At 70.1% G+C, this 19,403-nt stretch carries 19 protein-coding genes and 5 tRNA genes; 18 read left to right on the forward strand and 6 right to left on the reverse strand.

Annotated elements, in window-relative coordinates; genetic code table 11:
* Window positions 1–3,726 (reverse strand): sensor histidine kinase, encoded by a 3,726-nt coding sequence (locus tag IE264_RS14540; RefSeq protein ID WP_032757454.1) that lies wholly within the window; start codon window positions 3,724–3,726, stop codon window positions 1–3.
* Window positions 3,727–4,304: 578 nt separating this feature from the next.
* Between IE264_RS14540 and IE264_RS14545 the strand changes: the two genes are divergently transcribed.
* The 9 genes from IE264_RS14545 (at window position 4,305) to IE264_RS14585 (ending at window position 8,231) form a co-directional block, all read left to right on the forward strand.
* The gene (locus tag IE264_RS14545; RefSeq protein WP_015611639.1) at window positions 4,305–4,487 is read left to right on the forward strand and encodes a hypothetical protein; all 183 of its coding nucleotides are present in this window, start codon (window positions 4,305–4,307) and stop codon (window positions 4,485–4,487) included.
* A gap of 94 nt (window positions 4,488–4,581) precedes the next feature.
* Window positions 4,582–5,367 carry a fumarylacetoacetate hydrolase family protein gene (locus IE264_RS14550; protein WP_015611640.1) on the forward strand — a complete coding sequence of 262 codons (786 nt, stop codon included), beginning with the start codon at window positions 4,582–4,584 and terminating at the stop codon, window positions 5,365–5,367.
* Window positions 5,360–6,832 (forward strand): glutamate--tRNA ligase, encoded by a 1,473-nt coding sequence (gene gltX, locus IE264_RS14555; protein WP_015611641.1) that lies wholly within the window; start codon window positions 5,360–5,362, stop codon window positions 6,830–6,832. Before IE264_RS14550 ends, gltX begins: the two co-directional genes overlap by 8 nt.
* A gap of 96 nt (window positions 6,833–6,928) precedes the next feature.
* Entirely contained in the window at window positions 6,929–7,648 is a 720-nt protein-coding gene (locus IE264_RS14560; protein WP_032757452.1) for an HAD family hydrolase, read from the forward strand.
* 88 nt (window positions 7,649–7,736) lie between these two features.
* Window positions 7,737–7,808 (forward strand) — tRNA-Gln (locus IE264_RS14565).
* Between the two features lie 38 nt (window positions 7,809–7,846).
* A tRNA-Glu gene (locus tag IE264_RS14570) sits at window positions 7,847–7,919 on the forward strand.
* Between the two features lie 62 nt (window positions 7,920–7,981).
* Window positions 7,982–8,054: transfer RNA gene (locus IE264_RS14575), tRNA-Glu, on the forward strand.
* A gap of 12 nt (window positions 8,055–8,066) precedes the next feature.
* Window positions 8,067–8,138: transfer RNA gene (locus tag IE264_RS14580), tRNA-Gln, on the forward strand.
* Window positions 8,139–8,158: 20 nt separating this feature from the next.
* Window positions 8,159–8,231: transfer RNA gene (locus IE264_RS14585), tRNA-Glu, on the forward strand.
* A 179-nt stretch (window positions 8,232–8,410) separates the two neighbouring features.
* Here IE264_RS14585 and ndgR read toward each other — a convergent pair.
* The gene (gene ndgR / locus IE264_RS14590; protein ID WP_003966003.1) at window positions 8,411–9,127 is read right to left on the reverse strand and encodes an IclR family transcriptional regulator NdgR; all 717 of its coding nucleotides are present in this window, start codon (window positions 9,125–9,127) and stop codon (window positions 8,411–8,413) included.
* Between the two features lie 174 nt (window positions 9,128–9,301).
* Here ndgR and leuC point away from each other — a divergent pair, with 174 nt between their 5' ends.
* The 4 genes from leuC (at window position 9,302) to IE264_RS14610 (ending at window position 12,462) form a co-directional block, all read left to right on the forward strand.
* A complete protein-coding gene (gene leuC, locus IE264_RS14595) occupies window positions 9,302–10,729 on the forward strand; it encodes a 3-isopropylmalate dehydratase large subunit (RefSeq protein ID WP_015611643.1) in 1,428 nt (475 codons plus the stop codon).
* A 2-nt stretch (window positions 10,730–10,731) separates the two neighbouring features.
* Window positions 10,732–11,325 (forward strand): 3-isopropylmalate dehydratase small subunit, encoded by a 594-nt coding sequence (gene leuD / locus IE264_RS14600; protein WP_015611644.1) that lies wholly within the window; start codon window positions 10,732–10,734, stop codon window positions 11,323–11,325.
* Between the two features lie 104 nt (window positions 11,326–11,429).
* Window positions 11,430–11,657 (forward strand): SCO5555 family protein, encoded by a 228-nt coding sequence (locus IE264_RS14605; RefSeq protein WP_015611645.1) that lies wholly within the window; start codon window positions 11,430–11,432, stop codon window positions 11,655–11,657.
* 142 nt (window positions 11,658–11,799) lie between these two features.
* The gene (locus tag IE264_RS14610) at window positions 11,800–12,462 is read left to right on the forward strand and encodes an HU family DNA-binding protein (protein ID WP_015611646.1); all 663 of its coding nucleotides are present in this window, start codon (window positions 11,800–11,802) and stop codon (window positions 12,460–12,462) included.
* Window positions 12,463–12,563: 101 nt separating this feature from the next.
* Here the strand turns inward: IE264_RS14610 and IE264_RS14615 are convergent, their stop codons facing one another.
* Window positions 12,564–12,767 carry a hypothetical protein gene (locus IE264_RS14615; RefSeq protein WP_015611647.1) on the reverse strand — a complete coding sequence of 68 codons (204 nt, stop codon included), beginning with the start codon at window positions 12,765–12,767 and terminating at the stop codon, window positions 12,564–12,566.
* 10 nt (window positions 12,768–12,777) lie between these two features.
* Window positions 12,778–13,461: a 2-phospho-L-lactate guanylyltransferase gene (gene cofC / locus IE264_RS14620; RefSeq protein ID WP_032757451.1), complete on the reverse strand. Its 684-nt coding sequence runs from the start codon at window positions 13,459–13,461 to the stop codon at window positions 12,778–12,780.
* Between the two features lie 161 nt (window positions 13,462–13,622).
* On the opposite strand from cofC, the gene IE264_RS14625 reads away from it, so the two are divergent.
* From IE264_RS14625 to IE264_RS14635, 3 genes are read left to right on the forward strand one after another with little or no spacing between them, the layout of a single operon-like run.
* Window positions 13,623–14,375, forward strand: coding sequence for a lysophospholipid acyltransferase family protein (locus IE264_RS14625; protein ID WP_015611649.1), 753 nt, complete (start codon window positions 13,623–13,625; stop codon window positions 14,373–14,375).
* A complete protein-coding gene (locus IE264_RS14630) occupies window positions 14,372–15,382 on the forward strand; it encodes an NAD(P)H-dependent glycerol-3-phosphate dehydrogenase (RefSeq protein WP_032757450.1) in 1,011 nt (336 codons plus the stop codon). The genes IE264_RS14625 and IE264_RS14630 overlap by 4 nt, the downstream gene beginning before the upstream one ends.
* 34 nt (window positions 15,383–15,416) lie before the next feature.
* On the forward strand, window positions 15,417–16,592 hold the full coding sequence (locus IE264_RS14635) for a D-alanine--D-alanine ligase family protein (RefSeq protein ID WP_015611651.1): 1,176 nt from the start codon (window positions 15,417–15,419) through the stop codon (window positions 16,590–16,592).
* 184 nt (window positions 16,593–16,776) lie between these two features.
* Here IE264_RS14635 and IE264_RS14640 read toward each other — a convergent pair whose 3' ends face one another.
* Window positions 16,777–17,010: an Lrp/AsnC family transcriptional regulator gene (locus tag IE264_RS14640; protein WP_015611652.1), complete on the reverse strand. Its 234-nt coding sequence runs from the start codon at window positions 17,008–17,010 to the stop codon at window positions 16,777–16,779.
* A gap of 240 nt (window positions 17,011–17,250) precedes the next feature.
* On the opposite strand from IE264_RS14640, the gene IE264_RS14645 reads away from it, so the two are divergent.
* Complete coding sequence (locus IE264_RS14645) at window positions 17,251–18,222, forward strand: thiamine-phosphate kinase (RefSeq protein WP_015611653.1); 972 nt, start codon at window positions 17,251–17,253, stop codon at window positions 18,220–18,222.
* 53 nt (window positions 18,223–18,275) lie between these two features.
* Window positions 18,276–19,079: a bifunctional hydroxymethylpyrimidine kinase/phosphomethylpyrimidine kinase gene (thiD, locus tag IE264_RS14650; protein ID WP_032757449.1), complete on the forward strand. Its 804-nt coding sequence runs from the start codon at window positions 18,276–18,278 to the stop codon at window positions 19,077–19,079.
* A 74-nt stretch (window positions 19,080–19,153) separates the two neighbouring features.
* On the opposite strand, the gene rpmB is transcribed toward thiD, so the two are convergent.
* Window positions 19,154–19,339 carry a 50S ribosomal protein L28 gene (gene rpmB, locus IE264_RS14655; protein WP_003965989.1) on the reverse strand — a complete coding sequence of 62 codons (186 nt, stop codon included), beginning with the start codon at window positions 19,337–19,339 and terminating at the stop codon, window positions 19,154–19,156.
* Window positions 19,340–19,403 lie beyond the last annotated feature (64 nt).

The following is a 19,403-nucleotide window of genomic DNA, read 5'->3' on the forward strand; positions in this document are numbered from 1 at the left end:
CTAACGCTCCTGCTGGTGAGTGGGGCCGAGATGGATACTGCCGGTCGACGGGCCGTTGTTGGCCTGCCGTCCCTGCTGGATGCCCCGGCGGAGATTGGTGAGACGACCGCGCACGTCATCGGGCGCACGCGAGACCTGAGGTCCGGACTGGTGATTCTGCTGCTGGGCGGTCCCCGGAACCAAATTGGCGCGGGGAACACGGCGGGGCAGCCCGGAAGTGGTGACCCCGCCGGCAGCCGGCTTCTTGACCCGCTCGGCCTGTCGTACGAGTTCGTCGTTGGGCGAGGCACGCCAGGAGCTGGTGACCGGGGGCTCGGCCGCACCACGCTGGGGCATGGGCGGAACGGGCACACCGGTGGGCTCCGGAGCGGCCGGCGCCTGCGGCTCGGGGGCCTGCTGGCCGCCCTGGCCGGGGCCGTGGAACCAGTTGGTCTCCAGGGTGTCGTACAGCGGCGTACGACCGTCCCCGGGACCGGCCGGCGGCAGGGCCTCCGGCTGCTGGGGGAGCGCGGGACGGTACGGGGGCTCGCCCGCCGGCGGACGCGGGGCGCCGAAGTCGTTGCCGTCCCGGCCGCGCTGACGCGGTGCGGGCAGCCCCGGGCCCTGGTTCTGCTGGAGCGGCGCGTTGAAGTCGGGCCGCGCGAACTGGGCGGTGCTCGCCGGGTCCTGGGCCTGCTGGCCGTACCCCTGGCCCTGCGGCGCGTCGAAGTCGGGCCGGGCGAACTGCGAGGTCGCGGCCGGGTCCTGGTGGCCGTCCGCCGGCCGCTGGTTCAGCGGGGTGTTGAACGCCGGGTCCTGGCCGTTGCCCGTCGGCCGGGCGAACTGCCCGGTCGTCTCGTGCTCCTCGTGGCCCCGGGGGCCGTCGGCGCCCCAGCCCGCGGCCTGCGGGCGCTGCTGGGCGTTGCCGCCGGGCAGCTCGGCCCGCGGACCACCGGTCGGCGGCAGCTGGCGGCCGGGGCCGCCGGGCTGCTGGAAGCCGCCCTGGGTGCCGGGGCCGTTCTGCTCGTGCCGGGCCTGCGGCGCGCCGGGCCCCTGCTGGTACTGCGGCTGGCCGGGGCGGCCCTGCTGGTTCTGCTGGCCCTGCTGGTTCTGCGGGGCGAACGCGTTCGAGCGGCCGTTCTGGCCGGGGGAGGCCGGAGCGCCGTGGCCGAACAGGTTCGGCTGACCCGGCTCCGTACGGCCGGGAGCATCGCCCTGACCGCGTGCGCCGAGCCGGGCGCCGTTGCCGAAGGCGCCGGAGAGGCCGCCGCCGCCCTGGCGCTGGGGCTCCTGGCCCGGGAAGGGCTGGCCGCCCTGGTTCGGGTTGCCGGGGCCCTGCGGGCCGTTGTTCTGCGGGCGGCCGGGGCCGTTGTCCCGCGCGGGGAGGGCGGCACGCGGACCGGAGCCCGCACCGACCTGGCCGCGCTGGCCGCCGGGGGCCGAGCCGAGGCTCTTGGCACCCGGTCCGCCCGGACCGCCGCCGAGCCCCGGACGCTGGCCGTTGCCCGCGCCGTTGCCGTTGCCGCCGGCGAGGAGGCCGCCGGGGGCGCCGCCGGGCTGCTGGCCGGCGCCCTGCTTGGACGGGGGCTGCTTGCCGCCGTGGGCGACATCGACGGGCAGCATGACCAGCGCGGTCGTGCCGCCGGAGTCGGAGGGGCGCAGCTGGATCCGGATGCCGTGACGCAGCGACAGCCGGCCGACCACGAACAGACCCATGCGGCGGGAGACCGAGACGTCCACGGTGGGCGGCTGCGCGAGCCGCTCGTTGATCGCCGCGAGGTCCTCGGGGGAGAGGCCGATACCCGTGTCGTGGATCTCGACCAGTACCCGGCCGTCGGGCAGCGCGTGACCGGTTACCCGGACCTTCGTCTGCGGCGAGGAGAACGATGTCGCGTTCTCCAGCAGCTCGGCGAGGAGGTGCACGAGGTCGTTGACGACCCGGCCCGCGACCTCGGTGGCGGGCACCGCGGAGAGTTCGATGCGCTCGTACTGCTCCACCTCGGAGGCGGCGGCACGGAGCACGTCGACCAGCGGGACGGGGCGGGTCCACCGGCGGCCCGGCTCCTCGCCCGCGAGGACGAGGAGGTTCTCACCGTTACGGCGCATACGGGTCGCGAGGTGGTCGAGCTTGAAGAGCGAGGAGAGCTGGTCCGGGTCGGCCTCGCGCGACTCCAGCTCGGAGATGAGCGAGAGCTGACGCTGGATGAGGCCCTGCGAACGCCGCGAGAGGTTGGTGAACATCGCGTTGACGTTGCCTCGCAGAAGGGCCTGCTCGGCGGCGAGGCGGACGGCCTCGCGGTGCACGTCGTCGAAGGCCGCGGCCACCTGGCCGATCTCGTCCCGGGAGTGCACACCGACCGACTCGACGGAGGTGTCGACGTCCTGCGGGTCGGTCTCGGAGAGCTGCTTGACGAGCTCGGGCAGCCGGTCCTGGGCGACGCGGGTCGCGGTGTCCTGGAGGCGGCGCAGCGAGCGGATCATGGAGCGGGCCACCACGAAGGCGCCGACCAGCGAGACACCGAGGACGAGGAGGATGACCGCACCGTTGATGATCGCCTCGCGCTGGGAGGCCTCGCGCAGCTCGCGCGCCTTGGCCTCCATGTCGCTGAGGAGGGTGGTCTCGATCGTCTTCATCGCGTCGATCTTGGTGGAGGACTGGTCGTACCAGTCCATGTACGAGCGCACCTTCGCCCCGTCGATCCCGTTCGGGGTGTCGAGGATGTGCTTGGCGTACATGTTCGCCGCGTTGATCTCGGGGTTGTTGCCGTTGTCCAGCGGAGCCATCAGGTCCACCGCGCTCTCGCCGGTCGACCCGTAGATCGACTTGAACGAGCTGATCGCGCGGGTTTCCTTGTCGAGGGCGTTGGAGCCGAACTGCTTGTCGTTCTCGTTGAGGTGCGGTTCCTTGACCGAACCACCGGGCAGCGCCGCCGCGATGACCGCGCGCTGGATCGAGGCGTACTCCTTGGCGGAGGAGAACGCCGCCAGCGCACGGGTCCGCTTGATCATGTCCGGGTTGCTGGTCGCCTGGGCCATGTCCTGGGACAGGCTGAGCAGCGAGGTGATCAGCTGGCTGTACTGGTCGATGGTGTTGAGGGACGGCGCGCCGTCCTCGTACGCCGACTTGCGGATCGACCGGATGTCGCCGAGCTGGGAGGCGATCTGGGCGACGCTCGCGTGGATGCTCTCCAGCGCGTCGTCGTTCTCGAAGTCGCCGATCTCGTTGGTCGCGTCCAGGAACGAGTCCTTGGCCCGGTCGGTCTTCTCCCGGGGCTGGGAGACCTTGTAGTCGGTCGCCTTGGACCCGTTGGAGAGCGGACCGGCGGACTGGTCGCGCTCCACCTGGAGCGCCTGGGCGAGCGAGGTCGCCTGCTTGGTCATCTGGGTCAGCAGCTGCATGTGCTCCAGCTGCTGCATGTCGGTCATGGACTCGTTGATCCTCAGACCGCCCAGGCTGGTCGCTGCGACCACGGGGAGGGCGAGGAGTGAGACCAGTCGCGTACTGATGCGCCAGTTACGGAGCGCTATTCGCGAGCCCGTATCGACCGGGCCGCGGGAAGCGGGAGGTGTGCCCGGCTCGGCTCCGCTGCTCGTCGTGGAGGCCGGGCGCTGCGCGCGGTCGCCGTTGTCGCCGGCAGCGGCCGGCCCGGGGTTCTGGGCGTGCTGGGGCGAGGAACCGCGGTCGGTCCCGCCGCGCGGCTCCTGTTCCGCCGGAGCGCTGCCATCCCTCTTGAAACGTCCCTGCACTAGCGTCGCAACCTCTGGACCAGGCGTTCCGTCCGCGAACGGACAGAACGGTGTCGGCGTCGTGGGGCGCTGGACGCGCCCCATGGTGGTCGTTGAGTGACCGGCGTACTTTCCCCTCCCGCCGCCCCTCGGCGCTGCGTTGCGCCCCGGTGCGCCAGTCTGAAACCCGCGGCGGTGCGTGGAATTCCAGCACAGTGCAGGATCTCCAACAAGGGCCATGTACCGGGCTGTGACCTGGGTGACACGTTGTGATGAATGAGTAACGAACAGTGCAGAGTGATCGTGGGTAAAACGGACTATCAGGGATGAGTCGCTTAGGGGTGGGGGGTGTCCCAGTCGCGATGATCAGGAGCGGAATGATGGATTCAGGGAGGTAATGTCCGTTTCCTTCACCTCGACCACCTGTCCGCAATGGTTTATTTGTCCCTTACTTCGTGAGCAAACTCACATGATGATCGTCGCCTCATCCGGGCGCCGGCGGGGAATCGGATGTTTAGCCTGACGCTTTACAGGGATGGCGAATCCGACAAGCCGGCGCCGCCGAGGTGGCGCCCATACCGACAGGGTCCTGACGGCAGATGAAGACGACGACGATGTTCCGCAACATTGCCAACCCCCGGCGCACCACGCTGGCGCACCTCAAGGACGCCGAAGCGCTGCAGACGCCCCTCCTGCCGGAGCACGCCGCCGACCTGCCGACCGTGACGGCCAACCCGCGCCGCACCATCCTCATGGAAGCCCCGGTCGCGGCCGCCCAGTAAGCGGCCCCGTAACGGGACAGGCTGTGCCCCCTCACCGCGTTAGCCTGGAGCGTCAGTCTTCAGCCAGCCAGCAAGTGAGGGGCGACAGCATCCCGTGCGCATCGCCAGGTTCTCCATCGACGGCAATGTCGCCTTCGGCGCCGTCGAGGGACAGGGCACCGTGGAATCCGGTGACCTCGTCCTCGACATCATCAAGGGCATCCCGTACGCCGACTTCGAGCTCTCGGGCACCAAGGTCCCGCTGAACAAGGTCCGGCTGCTGCCCCCCGTGCTCCCCAACAAGGTCGTGGCCATCGGCCGCAACTACGCGGAGCACGCCGCCGAGCTCGGCCACGAGGTCCCCGACGCGCCCATCACCTTCTTCAAGCCCACCACCTCGGTGATCGGCTCCGGCGACGCGATCGAGTACCCCTCCTTCTCCAACGACCTGCACCACGAGGCCGAGCTGGCCGTGGTCATCGGCCGCATGTGCCGCGAGGTCCCGCGCGAGCGCGTCAAGGACGTCATCCTCGGCTACACCTGCGCCAACGACGTCACCGCCCGCGACGTGCAGGAACGCGAGAAGCAGTGGGCCCGTGCCAAGGGCTTCGACACCTCCTGCCCGCTGGGCCCCTGGGTGGAGACCGACCTGGACCCCCACGACCTCACCATCCAGGCGACGGTCAACGGCGAGCAGCGACAGCTCGGGCGCACGAGCGACATGGTCCGCTCCATCGAGGACCTGATCGTCCACATCACGGAGGCCATGACGCTGCTCCCGGGCGACGTGATCCTCACCGGCACCCCCGCAGGGGTCGGCCCCCTGCACGTCGGCGACGAGGTCGCCGTCACCATCGAAGGCATCGGCACTCTCACCAACAAGGTGATCAAGCGTGGCTAACGCACCCGTACGCGTCCGTTTCTGTCCCTCCCCGACCGGCAACCCCCACGTGGGCCTGGTCCGCACGGCCCTGTTCAACTGGGCCTTCGCCCGGCACCACCAGGGCACCCTGGTCTTCCGGATCGAGGACACCGACGCGGCACGCGACTCCGAGGAGTCCTACCAGCAGCTGCTCGACTCGATGCGCTGGCTGGGCCTGGACTGGGACGAGGGCCCCGAGATCGGCGGCCCGCACGCCCCCTACCGCCAGTCGCAGCGGATGGACCTCTACAAGGACGTCGCCGAGAAGCTGCTCGCCGCCGGGTACGCCTACCCCTGCTACTGCACCACCGAGGAGCTGGACACCCGCCGCGACGCCGCCCGCGCCGCAGGCAAGCCGTCCGGCTACGACGGCCACTGCCGCGACCTCACCGCCGAGCAGAAGGCCGCGTACGAGGCCGAGGGCCGCAGCTCGATCGTCCGCTTCCGGATGCCCGACGAGGCCATCACCTTCACCGACCTGGTCCGCGGCGACATCACCGTCCAGCCGGAGAACGTCCCGGACTACGGCATCGTCCGCGCCAACGGGGCCCCGCTCTACACGCTGGTCAACCCGGTCGACGACGCGCTGATGGAGATCACCCACGTCCTGCGCGGCGAGGACCTGCTCTCCTCCACCCCGCGCCAGATCGCCCTCTACCGGGCGCTCATCGAGCTGGGCATCGCCAAGGAGACCCCCGCCTTCGGCCACCTGCCGTACGTCATGGGCGAGGGCAACAAGAAGCTCTCCAAGCGCGACCCTCAGGCTTCCCTCAACCTCTACCGGGAGCGCGGCTTCCTCCCCGAGGGCCTGCTGAACTACCTGTCGCTGCTCGGCTGGTCGATCGCCGAGGACCGCGACATCTTCTCGACGGACGAGCTGATCGCGGCGTTCGACATCAAGGACGTCAACGCCAACCCGGCCCGCTTCGACCTCAAGAAGTGCGAGCACATCAACGCCGAGCACATCCGGATGCTCGACGTGAAGGCCTTCACCGAGGCCTGCGGCCCCTGGCTGAAGGCCCCGTTCGCCCCCTGGGCCCCGGAGGCCTTCGACGAGGACAAGTGGGCGGAGATCGCCCCGTACGCCCAGACCCGGGTGACGGTGCTCTCCGACATCACCGCCAACGTCGACTTCCTCTTCCTCGACGAGCCGGTGCACGACGAGGCGTCCTGGACCAAGGCCATGAAGGAGGGCTCCCACGCGCTCCTGACCACCGCCCGGGCCAACCTCGCCGCCGCCGACTGGAACGCCGAGGCCCTGAAGAACGCCGTGCTCACCGCCGGTGAGGCCCACGGCCTCAAGCTCGGCAAGGCGCAGGCCCCGGTGCGGGTCGCCGTGACCGGCCGCACCATCGGCCTGCCGCTCTTCGAGTCCCTGGAGATCCTGGGCCGCGACAAGAGCCTGGCCCGCGTCGACGCGGCCCTGGCCAAGCTGACCGCGTAACGACGAGCACCCCGAGGAGGGCCGCAGCCGACGGGCTGCGGCCCTCCTCGGCATATACGCCCACGCCACCGCCTCCGGGCCGCTACCGTGACGTACATGCCGATCCGAGCCGTGCTCTGGGACATCGACGACACGATCTTCGACTACGCGGGCGCCGACCACACCGGTATGCGGCTGCACCTGGAGAGCGTGGGACTGCCCGGGGCGTACGCGTCGGCCGACGAGGCCCTCGACGCCTGGAAGACGATCACCGTCCGGCACTGGGCGCGCGTCGCCGCCGGGGAGACGGACTTCCTCGGGCAGCGCCGGGACCGGGTCCGGGAGTTCCTCTCGCGGGCCATGACGGACACCGAGGCCGACGACTGGTTCGCCGGCCACGTCACGCACTACGAGTCCGCCTGGGCGCTCTTCCCGGACGTGCTGCCCGTCCTCGACCGGCTGGTTCCCGACTACCGGCACGCGATCCTCTCCAACTCCAGCACCGGCCACCAGCACCGCAAGCTCACCGCGCTCGGCATCCGCGACCGGTTCGAGGCGATGGTCTGCGCGGTCGAGCTGGGGATCTCCAAACCGGAGGCCGGCGCCTTCCACGCGGCCTGCGAGGCGCTCGCACTGGAGCCGCAGGAGGTGGCGTACGTCGGGGACGAGCCGGACATCGACGCCTCCGGAGCCGTGGCCGCCGGACTGACCGGGATCTGGCTGGACCGGCAGGGGAGGGGTGGGAGGCCGGATCTCGTGACGATCACCGGGCTCGACCAGCTCCCCGGGCTGCTGGCGGGCCAAACCCGTTTTGGAGCGCCGGACACCTTCGGGTAATGTTCTTTCTGCGCCGCCCGAGCGGGCCGAAAGATCCGGTCGGGAAGCGCAGACAGAAGTGAAGCCCCCTCCAGGGGTTGCATTTCAGTGGGCTATGGTGTAATTGGCAACACTACGGTTTCTGGTACCGTCATTCTAGGTTCGAGTCCTGGTAGCCCAGCGCAAGACCAAGCAGTACGAGCAAGACCAGCAGGACAAGCCCCCGTTGTGTAGCGGCCTAGCACGCTGCCCTCTCACGGCAGTAGCGCCGGTTCGAATCCGGTCGGGGGTACAGATCCTTCCCGCGAGAACATCATGGGTCGCACCCATCGCTCTCGATGCAGGATCGCTAGGGCCCCCGTTGTGTAGCGGCCTAGCACGCTGCCCTCTCACGGCAGTAGCGCCGGTTCGAATCCGGTCGGGGGTACTTGTCACACTATGGGCTATGGTGTAATTGGCAACACTACGGTTTCTGGTACCGTCATTCTAGGTTCGAGTCCTGGTAGCCCAGCGCAAGTCAGCAGTATCCACGCCCCCGTTGTGTAGCGGCCTAGCACGCTGCCCTCTCACGGCAGTAGCGCCGGTTCGAATCCGGTCGGGGGTACAACAGATCAGTACAGGAAGGCCCTTCACCTCGGTGGAGGGCCTTTTGGCTTGCCCGGCTCAGGGCGCCCAGGGGCAAGTCGCCTACGTCGCAACGCTGTTGGCAGGGGAAAGAAAAGGGGCCGCCACGGCGCTGGGGCGGCCTTCCGGGAGAGGGGGAGAAGTCGTTCGGGCGTGAGGTCAGCCCGTGCGGCGCAGGGCCTCGCTCAGCCGTGCCGCCGAGTCGATGACCGCCTGGGCGTGCATCCGGCCCGGGTGGCGGGTCAGCCGCTCGATCGGTCCGGAGACCGAGACCGCGGCGACCACCCGGTTCGAGGGGCCGCGCACCGGGGCCGAGACCGAGGCGACGCCCGGCTCCCGCTCGCCGATCGACTGGGCCCAGCCCCGCCGCCGTACGCCGGAGAGCGCCGTCGCCGTGAACCTGGCTCCCTGGAGGCCCCGGTGCAGACGCTCCGGCTCCTCCCAGGCCATGAGGATCTGGGCGGAGGAGCCCGCCTTCATGGTGAGCGTCGAGCCGACCGGCACCGTGTCCCGGAGTCCGGACAGCCGCTCCGCAGCCGCCACGCAGATGCGCATGTCGCCCTGCCGGCGGTAGAGCTGCGCGCTCTCGCCGGTGATGTCCCGCAGGTGGGTGAGTACCGGTCCGGCCGTGGCCAGCAGGCGGTCCTCGCCCGCCGCGGCTGCCAGTTCCGACAGCCGGGGGCCGAGAATGAACCGGCCCTGCATATCCCTCGCCACCATCCGGTGGTGTTCCAGTGCCACAGCCAGTCGATGGGCCGTGGGCCGTGCGAGCCCGGTCGCCGCGACCAGCCCGGCGAGGGTGGCCGGACCGGACTCCAGGGCGCTCAATACCAGAGCTGCCTTGTCGAGAACGCCGACGCCGCTAGAGTTGTCCATACGACGATACTCCCGTCTCACTCTGTGAAACGCAAGTTCAATTTTCAGCGGAAGTTGCGAACCTGTACGGGCGGCCCCACAACGGCCCGCAGCCACCGCCCCGCAGGGGATCCGGACGGCGGCGCACCGAATCTCTAGTTGGGCCGGCGAAGACGCCGGCCGGATCGGAAAGCGATGGGTAGGACACTCGCGGAAAAGGTCTGGGACGACCATGTCGTCCGGCGCGCGGAGGGCGAGCCCGACCTTCTCTTCATCGATCTGCACCTGCTGCACGAGGTGACCAGCCCGCAGGCCTTCGACGGTCTGCGCCAGGCCGGACGTCCGGTGCGACGCCTCGACCTCACCATCGCCACCGAGGACCACAACACCCCGACGCTCGACATCGACAAGCCGATCGCCGACCCGGTCTCCCGCGCCCAGCTGGAGACCCTGCGCAAGAACTGCGCGGACTTCGGCGTCCGGCTGCACCCCCTCGGCGACGTCGAGCAGGGCGTCGTGCACGTCGTCGGCCCGCAGCTGGGCCTGACCCAGCCCGGCACCACCGTGGTCTGCGGCGACTCCCACACCTCCACGCACGGGGCCTTCGGCGCACTGGCGTTCGGCATCGGCACCAGCCAGGTGGAGCACGTCCTGGCCACCCAGACGCTGCCGCTGGCCCGCCCGAAGACCATGGCCATCACGGTCGACGGCGAACTGCCCGAGGACGTCACCGCCAAGGACCTGATCCTCGCCATCATCACCCGGATCGGCACCGGCGGCGGCCAGGGCTACATCCTCGAATACCGCGGCTCCGCCATCGAGAAGCTCTCGATGGAGGCCCGGATGACCATCTGCAACATGTCGATCGAGGCCGGTGCCCGCGCGGGCATGATCGCCCCGGACGAGACCACCTTCGCCTACCTGGAGGGCCGCGACCGCGCCCCCAGGGGCGAGGAGTGGGACGCCGCCGTCGCGTACTGGAAGACCCTGCGCTCGGACGACGACGCGGTGTTCGACGCCGAGGTCGTCATCGACGCCACCGAACTGGCGCCGTTCGTCACCTGGGGCACCAACCCGGGCCAGGGCGCGCCGCTCTCCGCGCACGTCCCCGACCCCGCTTCGTACGAGGACGCCTCGGAGCGCAACGCCGCGGAAAAGGCCCTGGAGTACATGGGGTTGACCGCGGGCCAGCCGCTGCGCGAGATCAACGTGGACACCGTCTTCGTAGGTTCGTGCACCAACGGCCGCATCGAGGACCTGCGCAACGCCGCCGCCATCCTGGACGGCCGCAAAGTCGCGAACGGCGTACGGATGCTGGTCGTCCCCGGCTCGGTCCGGGTCGCGCTCCAGGCCGTCTCCGAGGGCCTGGACAAGGTCTTCACCGAGGCCGGCGCCGAATGGCGGCACGCGGGTTGCTCGATGTGCCTCGGCATGAACCCCGACCAGCTGGCCCCCGGCGAGCGCTCCGCCTCCACCTCGAACCGCAACTTCGAGGGCCGGCAGGGCAAGGGTGGCCGCACCCACCTGGTCTCGCCCCAGGTTGCCGCCGCCACCGCCGTGCTGGGCCATCTGGCCTCGCCCGCCGACCTGTCCGACACCCGTACCCCTGCCGGAGTCCGATAGCCATGGAAGCCTTCACCACACACACCGGCCGGGCCGTCCCGCTGCGCCGCAGCAACGTCGACACCGACCAGATCATCCCCGCCCACTGGCTGAAGAAGGTCACCCGCGACGGGTTCGAGGACGGCCTCTTCGAAGCCTGGCGCAAGGACGCCGACTTCGTCCTCAACCGCCCCGAGCGCCAGGGCGCCACGGTCCTGGTGGCCGGTTCCGACTTCGGTACGGGATCCTCCCGCGAACACGCCGTCTGGGCCCTGCAGAACTTCGGCTTCAAGACGGTCATCTCCTCCCGCTTCGCCGACATCTTCCGCGGCAACTCGCTGAAGAACGGGCTGCTGACCGTGGTCCTGGAGCAGAAGGTCGTCGACGCCCTGTGGGAGCTGAGCGAGGCCGACCCGAACGCCGAGATCACCGTCGACCTGCACACGCGGCAGGTCCGCGCCGAGGGCATCACGGCCGACTTCGAGCTGGACGAGAACGCCCGCTGGAGGCTGCTCAACGGCCTCGACGACATCAGCCTCACCCTTCAGAACGAAGCGGACATCGCGGCTTACGAGGCGGCCAGGCCGGCCCACAAGCCGCGTACAATTGACGCCTGAGCAGCGGTTTTCCATGACTGCGCCCCCTGCCTCCGGGCAGGGGGCGCAGTCGCTTGTTGAGCCCCCCTCGGGCGACAACTCGCCCCAGATGGCACAATCGGTGCATGGAACGCGACAGCCAACTCAAGCTCTATGGCCAAGTCGCCGACCGATTGAAGGAAGCGCACGCCAAGGTGCGTGCACTGCAAGTCCCGGAGAGCGTACGGATGGCGCTCTCCCGGAAGCTGCTGGTCGTCACGGCCGCGGCGAAGCACGATCTCCCGGACGCGGCAAGGCGTCTGGACCGGTTGATGAAGGACCTCGATGAGGGCCGATTCCCCGAAGGTGACTGACACGTGGAACTGCGCATCGGTCGACTTCGTTGCGGCACTAGGGTGATTAGCCCGTTTCGTGTTTGATTTGCGGTATATATCTGCCTAACGTGCGAAAAAGCCTGAACACTTTCGTTCTGGCAATGTCTCCGAAGGGGAAGACGTGAACAAGGCGCAGCTCGTAGAAGCGATTGCCGACAAGGTCGGCGGCCGCCAGCAGGCCGCAGACGCGGTCGACGCGGTACTCGACGCGATCGTCCGTGCCGTTGTCGCCGGGGACCGTGTCTCGGTCACCGGCTTCGGCTCGTTCGAGAAGGTCGACCGCCCCGCCCGGTACGCCCGCAACCCGCAGACGGGTGAGCGCGTCCGGGTCAAGAAGACCTCGGTGCCCCGCTTCCGCGCGGGTCAGGGGTTCAAGGACCTGGTGAGCGGCTCCAAGAAGCTCCCCAAGAACGATGTCGCCGTGAAGAAGGCTCCCAAGGGCAGCCTGACGGGCGGATCTTCCGCCGCCCGTACGACGGTCAAGGCCGCCGCCGCCAAGAAGTCCGTGGCCAAGAAGGCCACGGCGAAGAAGACCACCGCCAAGAAGGCCGTGGCACCGGCGAAGAAGACCACCGCCACCGCCAAGAAGGCCACCGCCAAGAAGGCGACCGCCACGGCGAAGAAGGCCACGCCGGCCGCGAAGAAGGCGACCCCGGCGAAGAAGGCCACCGCGACCGCCAAGAAGACCGCGCCCGCCAAGAAGGCCACGGCGAAGAAGGCGCCCGCGAAGAAGACCACGGCGCGCACCACCACGGCCAAGAAGGCCACCGCACGCAAGAAGTGAGACCGGGTAACCGCTCGCTTCGAGGAAACGCGCCGGGCCGGGCTCCCCTTCAGGGGGAGCCCGGCCCGCGGGCTGTCCGGGGGTACTTCCCCCCGTACGGTCTAGAACGTCTGCAGCGTCACCAGCGTGATCCGCAGGGCCGCACCAGCGCCCTCGCCCTCGATCCGCACCCGCTGCCCCGGACGCAACAGCAGCAGACCGCCCGCGTCGAAGGCCGGGGCGTCGAACTCCACCGGCGTGCCGTCGTCCAGCAGCACGCTGCCGGTGCGGGTCTCGGGGTCGTAGGTGTACGAGGTCGCCTGCATGGGCGGCAGCCTATCGGTCCCGGGTGAGAGGCAGCGCGAGAGCGAGCCGCTCCGTGTGCGGCCCCACTCCCAGGGCCAGGGCCACCTTCAGATCCTCGCCCGTATCCACGTCCCGGCGCACCGAGTCGACCCCGGGCAGCGTTATTTCCACCGCACCCGAAGCCAGGTGCCGGGCGGCGGACCGGCCGCCGAAAGCCGGGCGCAATTCCGTTCCCCCGCCGCAGGACAGAAATATCGTTCCGATTCCCGCCGCGTCCCGGAGAAATGCGCGGGGAAAAGCGGAAGCAAAATCGAGCACCCGAGCCAATTCTCCGGCGCGCAGGGCCGGCAGATCCGCGTTGAGCGCGGCCACCGGGACGGCGGGGGAGAGCGCCCGCACCGAGCGGGCGCCGTACGCCAGGGCGGCGTTGAGCCCGGCCGCCGGCACGTCCGGCACGACCCGCGCACCGAGCGCCGAAAGGGCCGCCCCGGCCGCCGCGTCGTCCGTGACGACCACCACATCCCGCACCCGGGCGCAGGAGAGCGCCGCCGCCACCGTGTCCTGGGCGAAGGCCAGGGCCAGCCGCGGCCGGGCGAGCTCGCCGGCGGCCCGCCCCAAGCGGCTCTTGGCCCGCGCGAGAGGCTTCAACGGAACGACCAGGGACCAGAGCCCCGCCGGATCGGTGTTCGTGGCGATCTCCCCCTCCGTACGCATGAGGACTTATTCTCGCCTGCCGGTACGACAACCTGGAGGGCCGGGCCCGAAGGTGAGGCGTACGGTGTTCTCGACAGAGGAGGGGCCTGGGGCGAGACTTGACCGTCAGTAGCCGGCAGCAGGTCGACGTTCCGAAGAGGTCCATAGAGGAAGGTGTCCGAGTGTCCCGCCGCAGAATCGGCTTCTGGTACCGCCTGGCGGCGGTTATCGCCAAGCCGCCATTGGTGGTTCTGTTCAAGCGCGACTGGCGGGGGATGGAACACATTCCGGCCGACGGCGGATTCATCACAGCCGTCAATCACAACTCCTATCTGGACCCGCTCTCCTACGGCCACTTCCAGTACAACACCGGACGCGTGCCCCGGCTCCTGGCGAAGGCGGGCCTCTTCCGCACCCCCTTCGTCGGCATGATGCTGCGCGGCACCGGCCAGATCCCCGTCTATCGCGAGACGACCAACGCCCTGGACGCCTTCCGGGCCGCCGTCGACGCCATCGAGCGCGGCGAGTGCGTCGCCTTCTACCCCGAGGGCACCCTCACCCGCGACCCCGACATGTGGCCGATGGCCGGCAAGACCGGCGCCGCCCGGGTCGCCCTGATGACCAAGGCACCGGTCATCCCCGTCGCCCAGTGGGGCGCCAACCTCGCGATGCCGCCGTACGCCAAGGAGAACAAGCTTCAGTTGTTCCCCCGCAAGACGCTGCGGGTCCAGGCCGGTCCGCCCGTCGACCTCAGCCGTTTCTACGATGTCGAGCCGACGCCCGACGTGCTGCGCCAGGCGACCGAGGTCATCATGGCCGCGATCACCCGCCAGCTGGAGGACGTACGAGGGGAGAAGGCCCCCACCGAGCTCTACGATCACCGCAAAGCCCGTGCTGAACAACGGCGCAGGGCGCAGGGAAAGGGATCCACGTGACGCACCCCGTAAAAGCAGCCGTCTTCGGAACCGGCTCATGGGGTACGGCGTTCGCCGTGATCCTCGCCGACGCGGGCTGCGAGGTCACCCTCTGGGGACGCCGCGCCGAGGTCGCCGAGACCATCAACACCACCCGCACCAACCCGGACTACCTGCCGGGGATCGCCCTCCCCGACACCATCCGCGCCACCACGGACCCCGCCGAGGCGCTGCGCGGAGCCGAGTTCGCCTTCCTCGTCGTGCCGTCGCAGACACTGCGCGCCAACCTCGCCGACTGGGCCCCGCACCTGGAGTCCGACACCGTCCTGGTCTCCCTGATGAAGGGTGTCGAGCTGGGCACCGCCAAGCTGATGAGCGAGGTCATCGCCGACGTCACCAAGGTGACCCCCGACCGCATCGCCGTCGTCTCGGGCCCCAACCTGGCCAAGGAGATCGCCGAGCGCCGCCCCGCCGCCGCCGTCGTCGCCTGCGCCGACGAATCCGTCGCCCAGCGGCTCCAGGCCGCCTGCCACACCCCGTACTTCCGGCCCTACACCAACACCGACGTGGTCGGCTGCGAGCTCGGCGGCGCCGTGAAGAACGTCATCGGCCTCGCCGTCGGCATCGCGGACGGCATGGGCCTCGGCGACAACACCAAGGGCTCCCTCATCACCCGCGGCCTCGCCGAGACCACCCGGCTGGGCGTGGCCATGGGCGCCGACCCGCTGACGTTCTCCGGACTCGCGGGCCTGGGCGACCTGGTGGCCACCTGCTCCTCGCCGCTCTCGCGCAACCACACCTTCGGCACCAACCTCGGCCGGGGCATGACGCTCCAGGAGACGATCGCCGTCACCAAGCAGACCGCAGAGGGCGTCAAGTCCTGCGAATCGGTCCTCGACCTGGCACGACGGCACGGCGTCGACATGCCCATCACCGAGACCGTCGTCTCGATCGTCCACGAGGGCAAGTCGCCGGTCGTCGCCGTCAAGGAGCTGATGTCGCGGAGCGCCAAGGCCGAGCGACGCTGACTCCTCCCTTACCAGCAGGTACGCTCATCGCGATATGAGCAGCGAGAACCTCCCCCAGAGCCCTGAGCGCCCCGAGAGCCCTGAGCAGCAGCGCCGTAAGCCGCGTGTGGCTGTCGTGTTCGGCGGCCGCAGCTCCGAACACGGCATCTCGGTCGTCACGGCCGGCGCCGTCATGAAGGCCATCGACCGGACGAAGTACGACGTCCTGCCGATCGGCATCACGACGGACGGCCGCTGGGCGCTCACCGCGGACGACCCCGAACGCATGGCCATCACCGACCGCAAGGTCCCGGACGTGGACGGGCTCGCCGAGTCCACCGAGGGCAGCGTCGTCCTCTCCGTGGACCCGGGCAGCCGCGAGGTCGTCTACAGCGAACCCGGCTCGGTGCCCAAGGCGCTGGGCGAGGTCGACGTCGTCTTCCCCGTGCTGCACGGCCCGTACGGGGAGGACGGCACCCTCCAGGGGCTCCTCGAACTCTCCGGTGTGCCCTACGTCGGCGCGGGCGTCCTCGCCTCCGCCGTCGGCCAGGACAAGGAGTACATGAAGCGCGTCTTCATCTCCTTCGGGCTGCCCGTCGGACCGTACGAGGTCGTCCGCCCGCGCGAGTGGGACCGCGACCCCTCCGGCGTACGCAAGCGGATCGTGGACTTCGCCGGTGAGCACGGCTGGCCGCTGTTCATCAAGCCCGCCCGCGGCGGCTCCTCGATGGGCATCACCAAGGTCGACGAGCTCTCCGGCCTCGACGCGGCGATCGAGGAGGCCCGCCGCCACGACCCCAAGTTCCTCGTCGAGTCGCTGCTGCGCGGCCGCGAGATCGAGTGCGGGGTGCTGGAGTTCGAGGACGGACCGCGCGCCAGCGTGCCCGCCGAGATCCCGCCGGTCACCGCGCACGAGTTCTACGACTTCGAGGCGAAGTACATCGACTCGGCCGCCGGCCTGGTGCCCGCCCCGCTCACCGAGGAGCAGACCGCCGAGGTGCAGCGGCTCGCCGTCGCCGCCTTCGACGCCACCTCCTGCGAGGGCCTGGTGCGCGCCGACTTCTTCCTCACCGAGGACGGCACCTTCGTCATCAACGAGATCAACACCCTGCCGGGGTTCACCCCGATCTCCATGTACCCGCGCATGTGGCAGGAGAGCGGTGTGAGCTACCCGGAACTGGTCGACCGGCTGATCCAGGCCGCGATGACCCGCTCCACCGGACTGCGCTGAGAGACCCGGAAGGCCGGGACGGTGGGGACCGTCCCGGCCTTCCGGGCGTGGGGCAGCTGTCTTGGTGGACGGGGGAGCGCCGCAGCGCAGTACGATCGCCCCGTCAGCGCGCGGAGAGCACTCTGCGGGGGCGGGAGAACCGCGGTCACAGGCCGCGCGTCCCACGCGCGGCACCGGACGGGGGTCAGAGGTGGACGACCGGGCAGGTCAGGGTTCGCGTGATGCCGTCCACCTGCTGCACTTTGGCGACCACCATGCGGCCGAGTGCATCGACCGTGTCGGCCTGGGCCCGCACGATCACGTCGTACGGACCGGTGACGTCCTCTGCCTGGATGACTCCCGGAATCTTGGAAATGGTCTCGGCGACGATCGACGCCTTGCCCACCTCGGTCTGAATAAGGATGTACGCCTGTACCACGGAACCTCCAGGGCGGCCACGAGGATCATGTGGGGGAAAGGGACGCCACGTTATCGCGTTGCCGAGGGCGACGGGGAGACCTACGGGCCGTATGACGTCCACAGCGTGGCGTGCGGAGTGCGGAAGTTGACGTATCCCTTGACGGTGCCGGCAGCTCTCCTGACGGTACCGACAGCAGTGACGGCTCGCGACCGGGGGCCCGGACGGGTGTCCGGGGCGATAAATGAGAGGTGAGACTCGGTGAAGGGAACCGTGGGCGAGTTGGGGGAGTTCGGGCTCATCAGAGAGCTCACGTCCCGGCTCACCACCACTCCGGCGGTACGGCTGGGGCCCGGCGACGACGCCGCGGTCGTGGCCGCTCCCGACCGCAGGGTCGTGGCCAGTACGGACATCCTGCTGGAAGGGCGGCACTTCCGCCGCGACTGGTCGACGGCGTACGACGTCGGCCGCAAGGCGGCGGCCCAGAACCTCGCCGACATCGCGGCCATGGGCGCCGTGCCCACCGCGCTGCTCCTCGGTCTCGTCGTCCCCGCCGACCTCCCGGTCACCTGGGCCGCCGAGCTGATGGACGGACTCCGCGACGAATGCCAGGTGGCGGGGGCGGCCGTCGTCGGCGGTGACGTGGTCGGCGGCGACACCATCACCGTCGCGATCACCGCCCTCGGCGACCTGCGCAACCATGAACCGGTCACCCGCTCCGGCGCCCGGCCCGGCGACGTCGTCGCCGTCACCGGCTGGCTCGGCTGGTCCGCCGCCGGATACGCCGTGCTCTCCCGCGGCTTCCGCTCGCCCCGCGCCTTCGTCGAGGCCCACCGCCGTCCCGAACCGCCGTACCACGCGGGCCCCGCCGCCGCCGGGCTCGGCGCCACCGCGATGACCGACGTCAGCGACGGCCTCGTCGCGGACCTCGGTCACATCGCCGAGGCCAGCAAGGTCCGCATCGACCTGCGCTCCGGCCTCATCGACATCCCCTCGCAGATGTCCGACATCGGCCAGGCCGTCGGCGTCGACCCGCTCCAGTGGGTGCTGACCGGGGGAGAGGACCACGCGATCGTGGCGACCTTCCCGCCCGACGTGAAACTCCCCGCCCGCTGGAAGGTGATCGGCGAGGTCCTCAACCCCTCCGCCCTGCCCCAGGTCACCGTCGACGGCGCGCCCTGGACCAGCAAGGGCGGCTGGGACCACTTCGGCGCGATCGAGGACACCTACTAGGGGCTTGCGGGGCCGTACCAGGACCGTGCTGGGCTGCCGCTAGATTGCTGCGTATGCCCATACGTACCGCTGTACCGCCCCGCGTCCTCACCGTCGCCGGATCCGACTCCGGCGGCGGTGCGGGGATCCAGGCCGACCTGAAGACCATGCTCGCCCACGGTGTGCACGGCATGAGCGTGATCACCGCCGTCACCGCACAGAACTCCCTCGGCGTCCAGGGCGCGTGGGAGCTTCCGGTGGACGCCGTACGCGCCCAGTACCGCAGTGTCGTGGACGACATCGGCGTCCAGGCGGTGAAGACCGGGATGCTCGCCTCGGCCGCCCTCGTGGAGGCCGTCGCCGAGCTTCTCGCCGGGACCGACGCCCCCGTCGTCGTGGACCCGGTCGGGGTCTCCAAGCACGGGGACGCGCTGCTCGCCGCCGAGGCGCTCGATTCCGTACGGACGAAGCTGCTGCCCGTCGCCACCGTGGCCACCCCGAACCTGGACGAGGTGACCCAGCTCACGGGCGTCACGGTCACCGATGAGGACGGAATGCGCCGGGCCGCCGAGGAGATCCTCGCGTTCGGACCGCGCTGGGCGCTCATCAAGGGCGGGCACCTCCCCGGCGACGCGGTCGACCTGCTCACCGACGGGAGCGCGGAGCACTGGCTGCGCGCCCCCCGCTACGACAACCGGCACACGCACGGCACCGGCTGCACCCTCGCCTCCGCCATCGCCTCCGGGCTCGCGCTCGGCCAGGACGTGCCCACGGCGGTGGAGAGCGCGAAGGCGTACGTCACCGGCGCGATCCGGGCCGGATTCGCGCTGGGCGGGGGCATCGGCCCGGTCGACCACGGCTGGCGGCTCAGCGTCTGAGCACAGCAAAAAGCCGGTCCACCGAGGTGGACCGGCTTTTTGGGCAACCGGAAGGCTGCGCTACGACGGAGACGTCAGCGCGCGACCTTGCCGGCCTTGATGCACGAGGTGCAGACGTTGAGCCGCTTCGGCGTCCGACCGACCACGGCACGCACGCGCTGGATGTTGGGGTTCCAGCGACGGGACGTACGGCGGTGCGAGTGCGAAATGCTGTTGCCGAAGCTCGGCCCCTTGCCGCAAACGTCGCAGTTGGCAGCCACGGGTCACTCCAAAGACTTCAGATGCACTTACAGTGAATTCCGGCGCGCCGGAATCATTGAATGA

Origin of the sequence: Streptomyces microflavus (assembly GCF_014650075.1) — a bacterium.
GTDB lineage: Bacteria > Actinomycetota > Actinomycetes > Streptomycetales > Streptomycetaceae > Streptomyces > Streptomyces microflavus.

What these genes read in the sequence shown, in the direction of transcription:
- IE264_RS14560 (WP_032757452.1), top strand. Translation starts at nt 6,929, where the DNA reads ATGCCGATCCGAGCCGTGCTCTGGGACATCGACGACACGATCTTCGAC.
- thiD (WP_032757449.1), top strand. Translation starts at nt 18,276, where the DNA reads ATGCCCATACGTACCGCTGTACCGCCCCGCGTCCTCACCGTCGCCGGA.
- cofC (WP_032757451.1), bottom strand. Translation starts at nt 13,461, where the DNA reads ATGCGTACGGAGGGGGAGATCGCCACGAACACCGATCCGGCGGGGCTC.
- ndgR (WP_003966003.1), bottom strand. Translation starts at nt 9,127, where the DNA reads ATGGACAACTCTAGCGGCGTCGGCGTTCTCGACAAGGCAGCTCTGGTA.
- IE264_RS14635 (WP_015611651.1), top strand. Translation starts at nt 15,417, where the DNA reads ATGAGCAGCGAGAACCTCCCCCAGAGCCCTGAGCGCCCCGAGAGCCCT.
- IE264_RS14605 (WP_015611645.1), top strand. Translation starts at nt 11,430, where the DNA reads ATGGAACGCGACAGCCAACTCAAGCTCTATGGCCAAGTCGCCGACCGA.
- leuD (WP_015611644.1), top strand. Translation starts at nt 10,732, where the DNA reads ATGGAAGCCTTCACCACACACACCGGCCGGGCCGTCCCGCTGCGCCGC.
- leuC (WP_015611643.1), top strand. Translation starts at nt 9,302, where the DNA reads ATGGGTAGGACACTCGCGGAAAAGGTCTGGGACGACCATGTCGTCCGG.
- IE264_RS14545 (WP_015611639.1), top strand. Translation starts at nt 4,305, where the DNA reads ATGAAGACGACGACGATGTTCCGCAACATTGCCAACCCCCGGCGCACC.
- IE264_RS14615 (WP_015611647.1), bottom strand. Translation starts at nt 12,767, where the DNA reads ATGCAGGCGACCTCGTACACCTACGACCCCGAGACCCGCACCGGCAGC.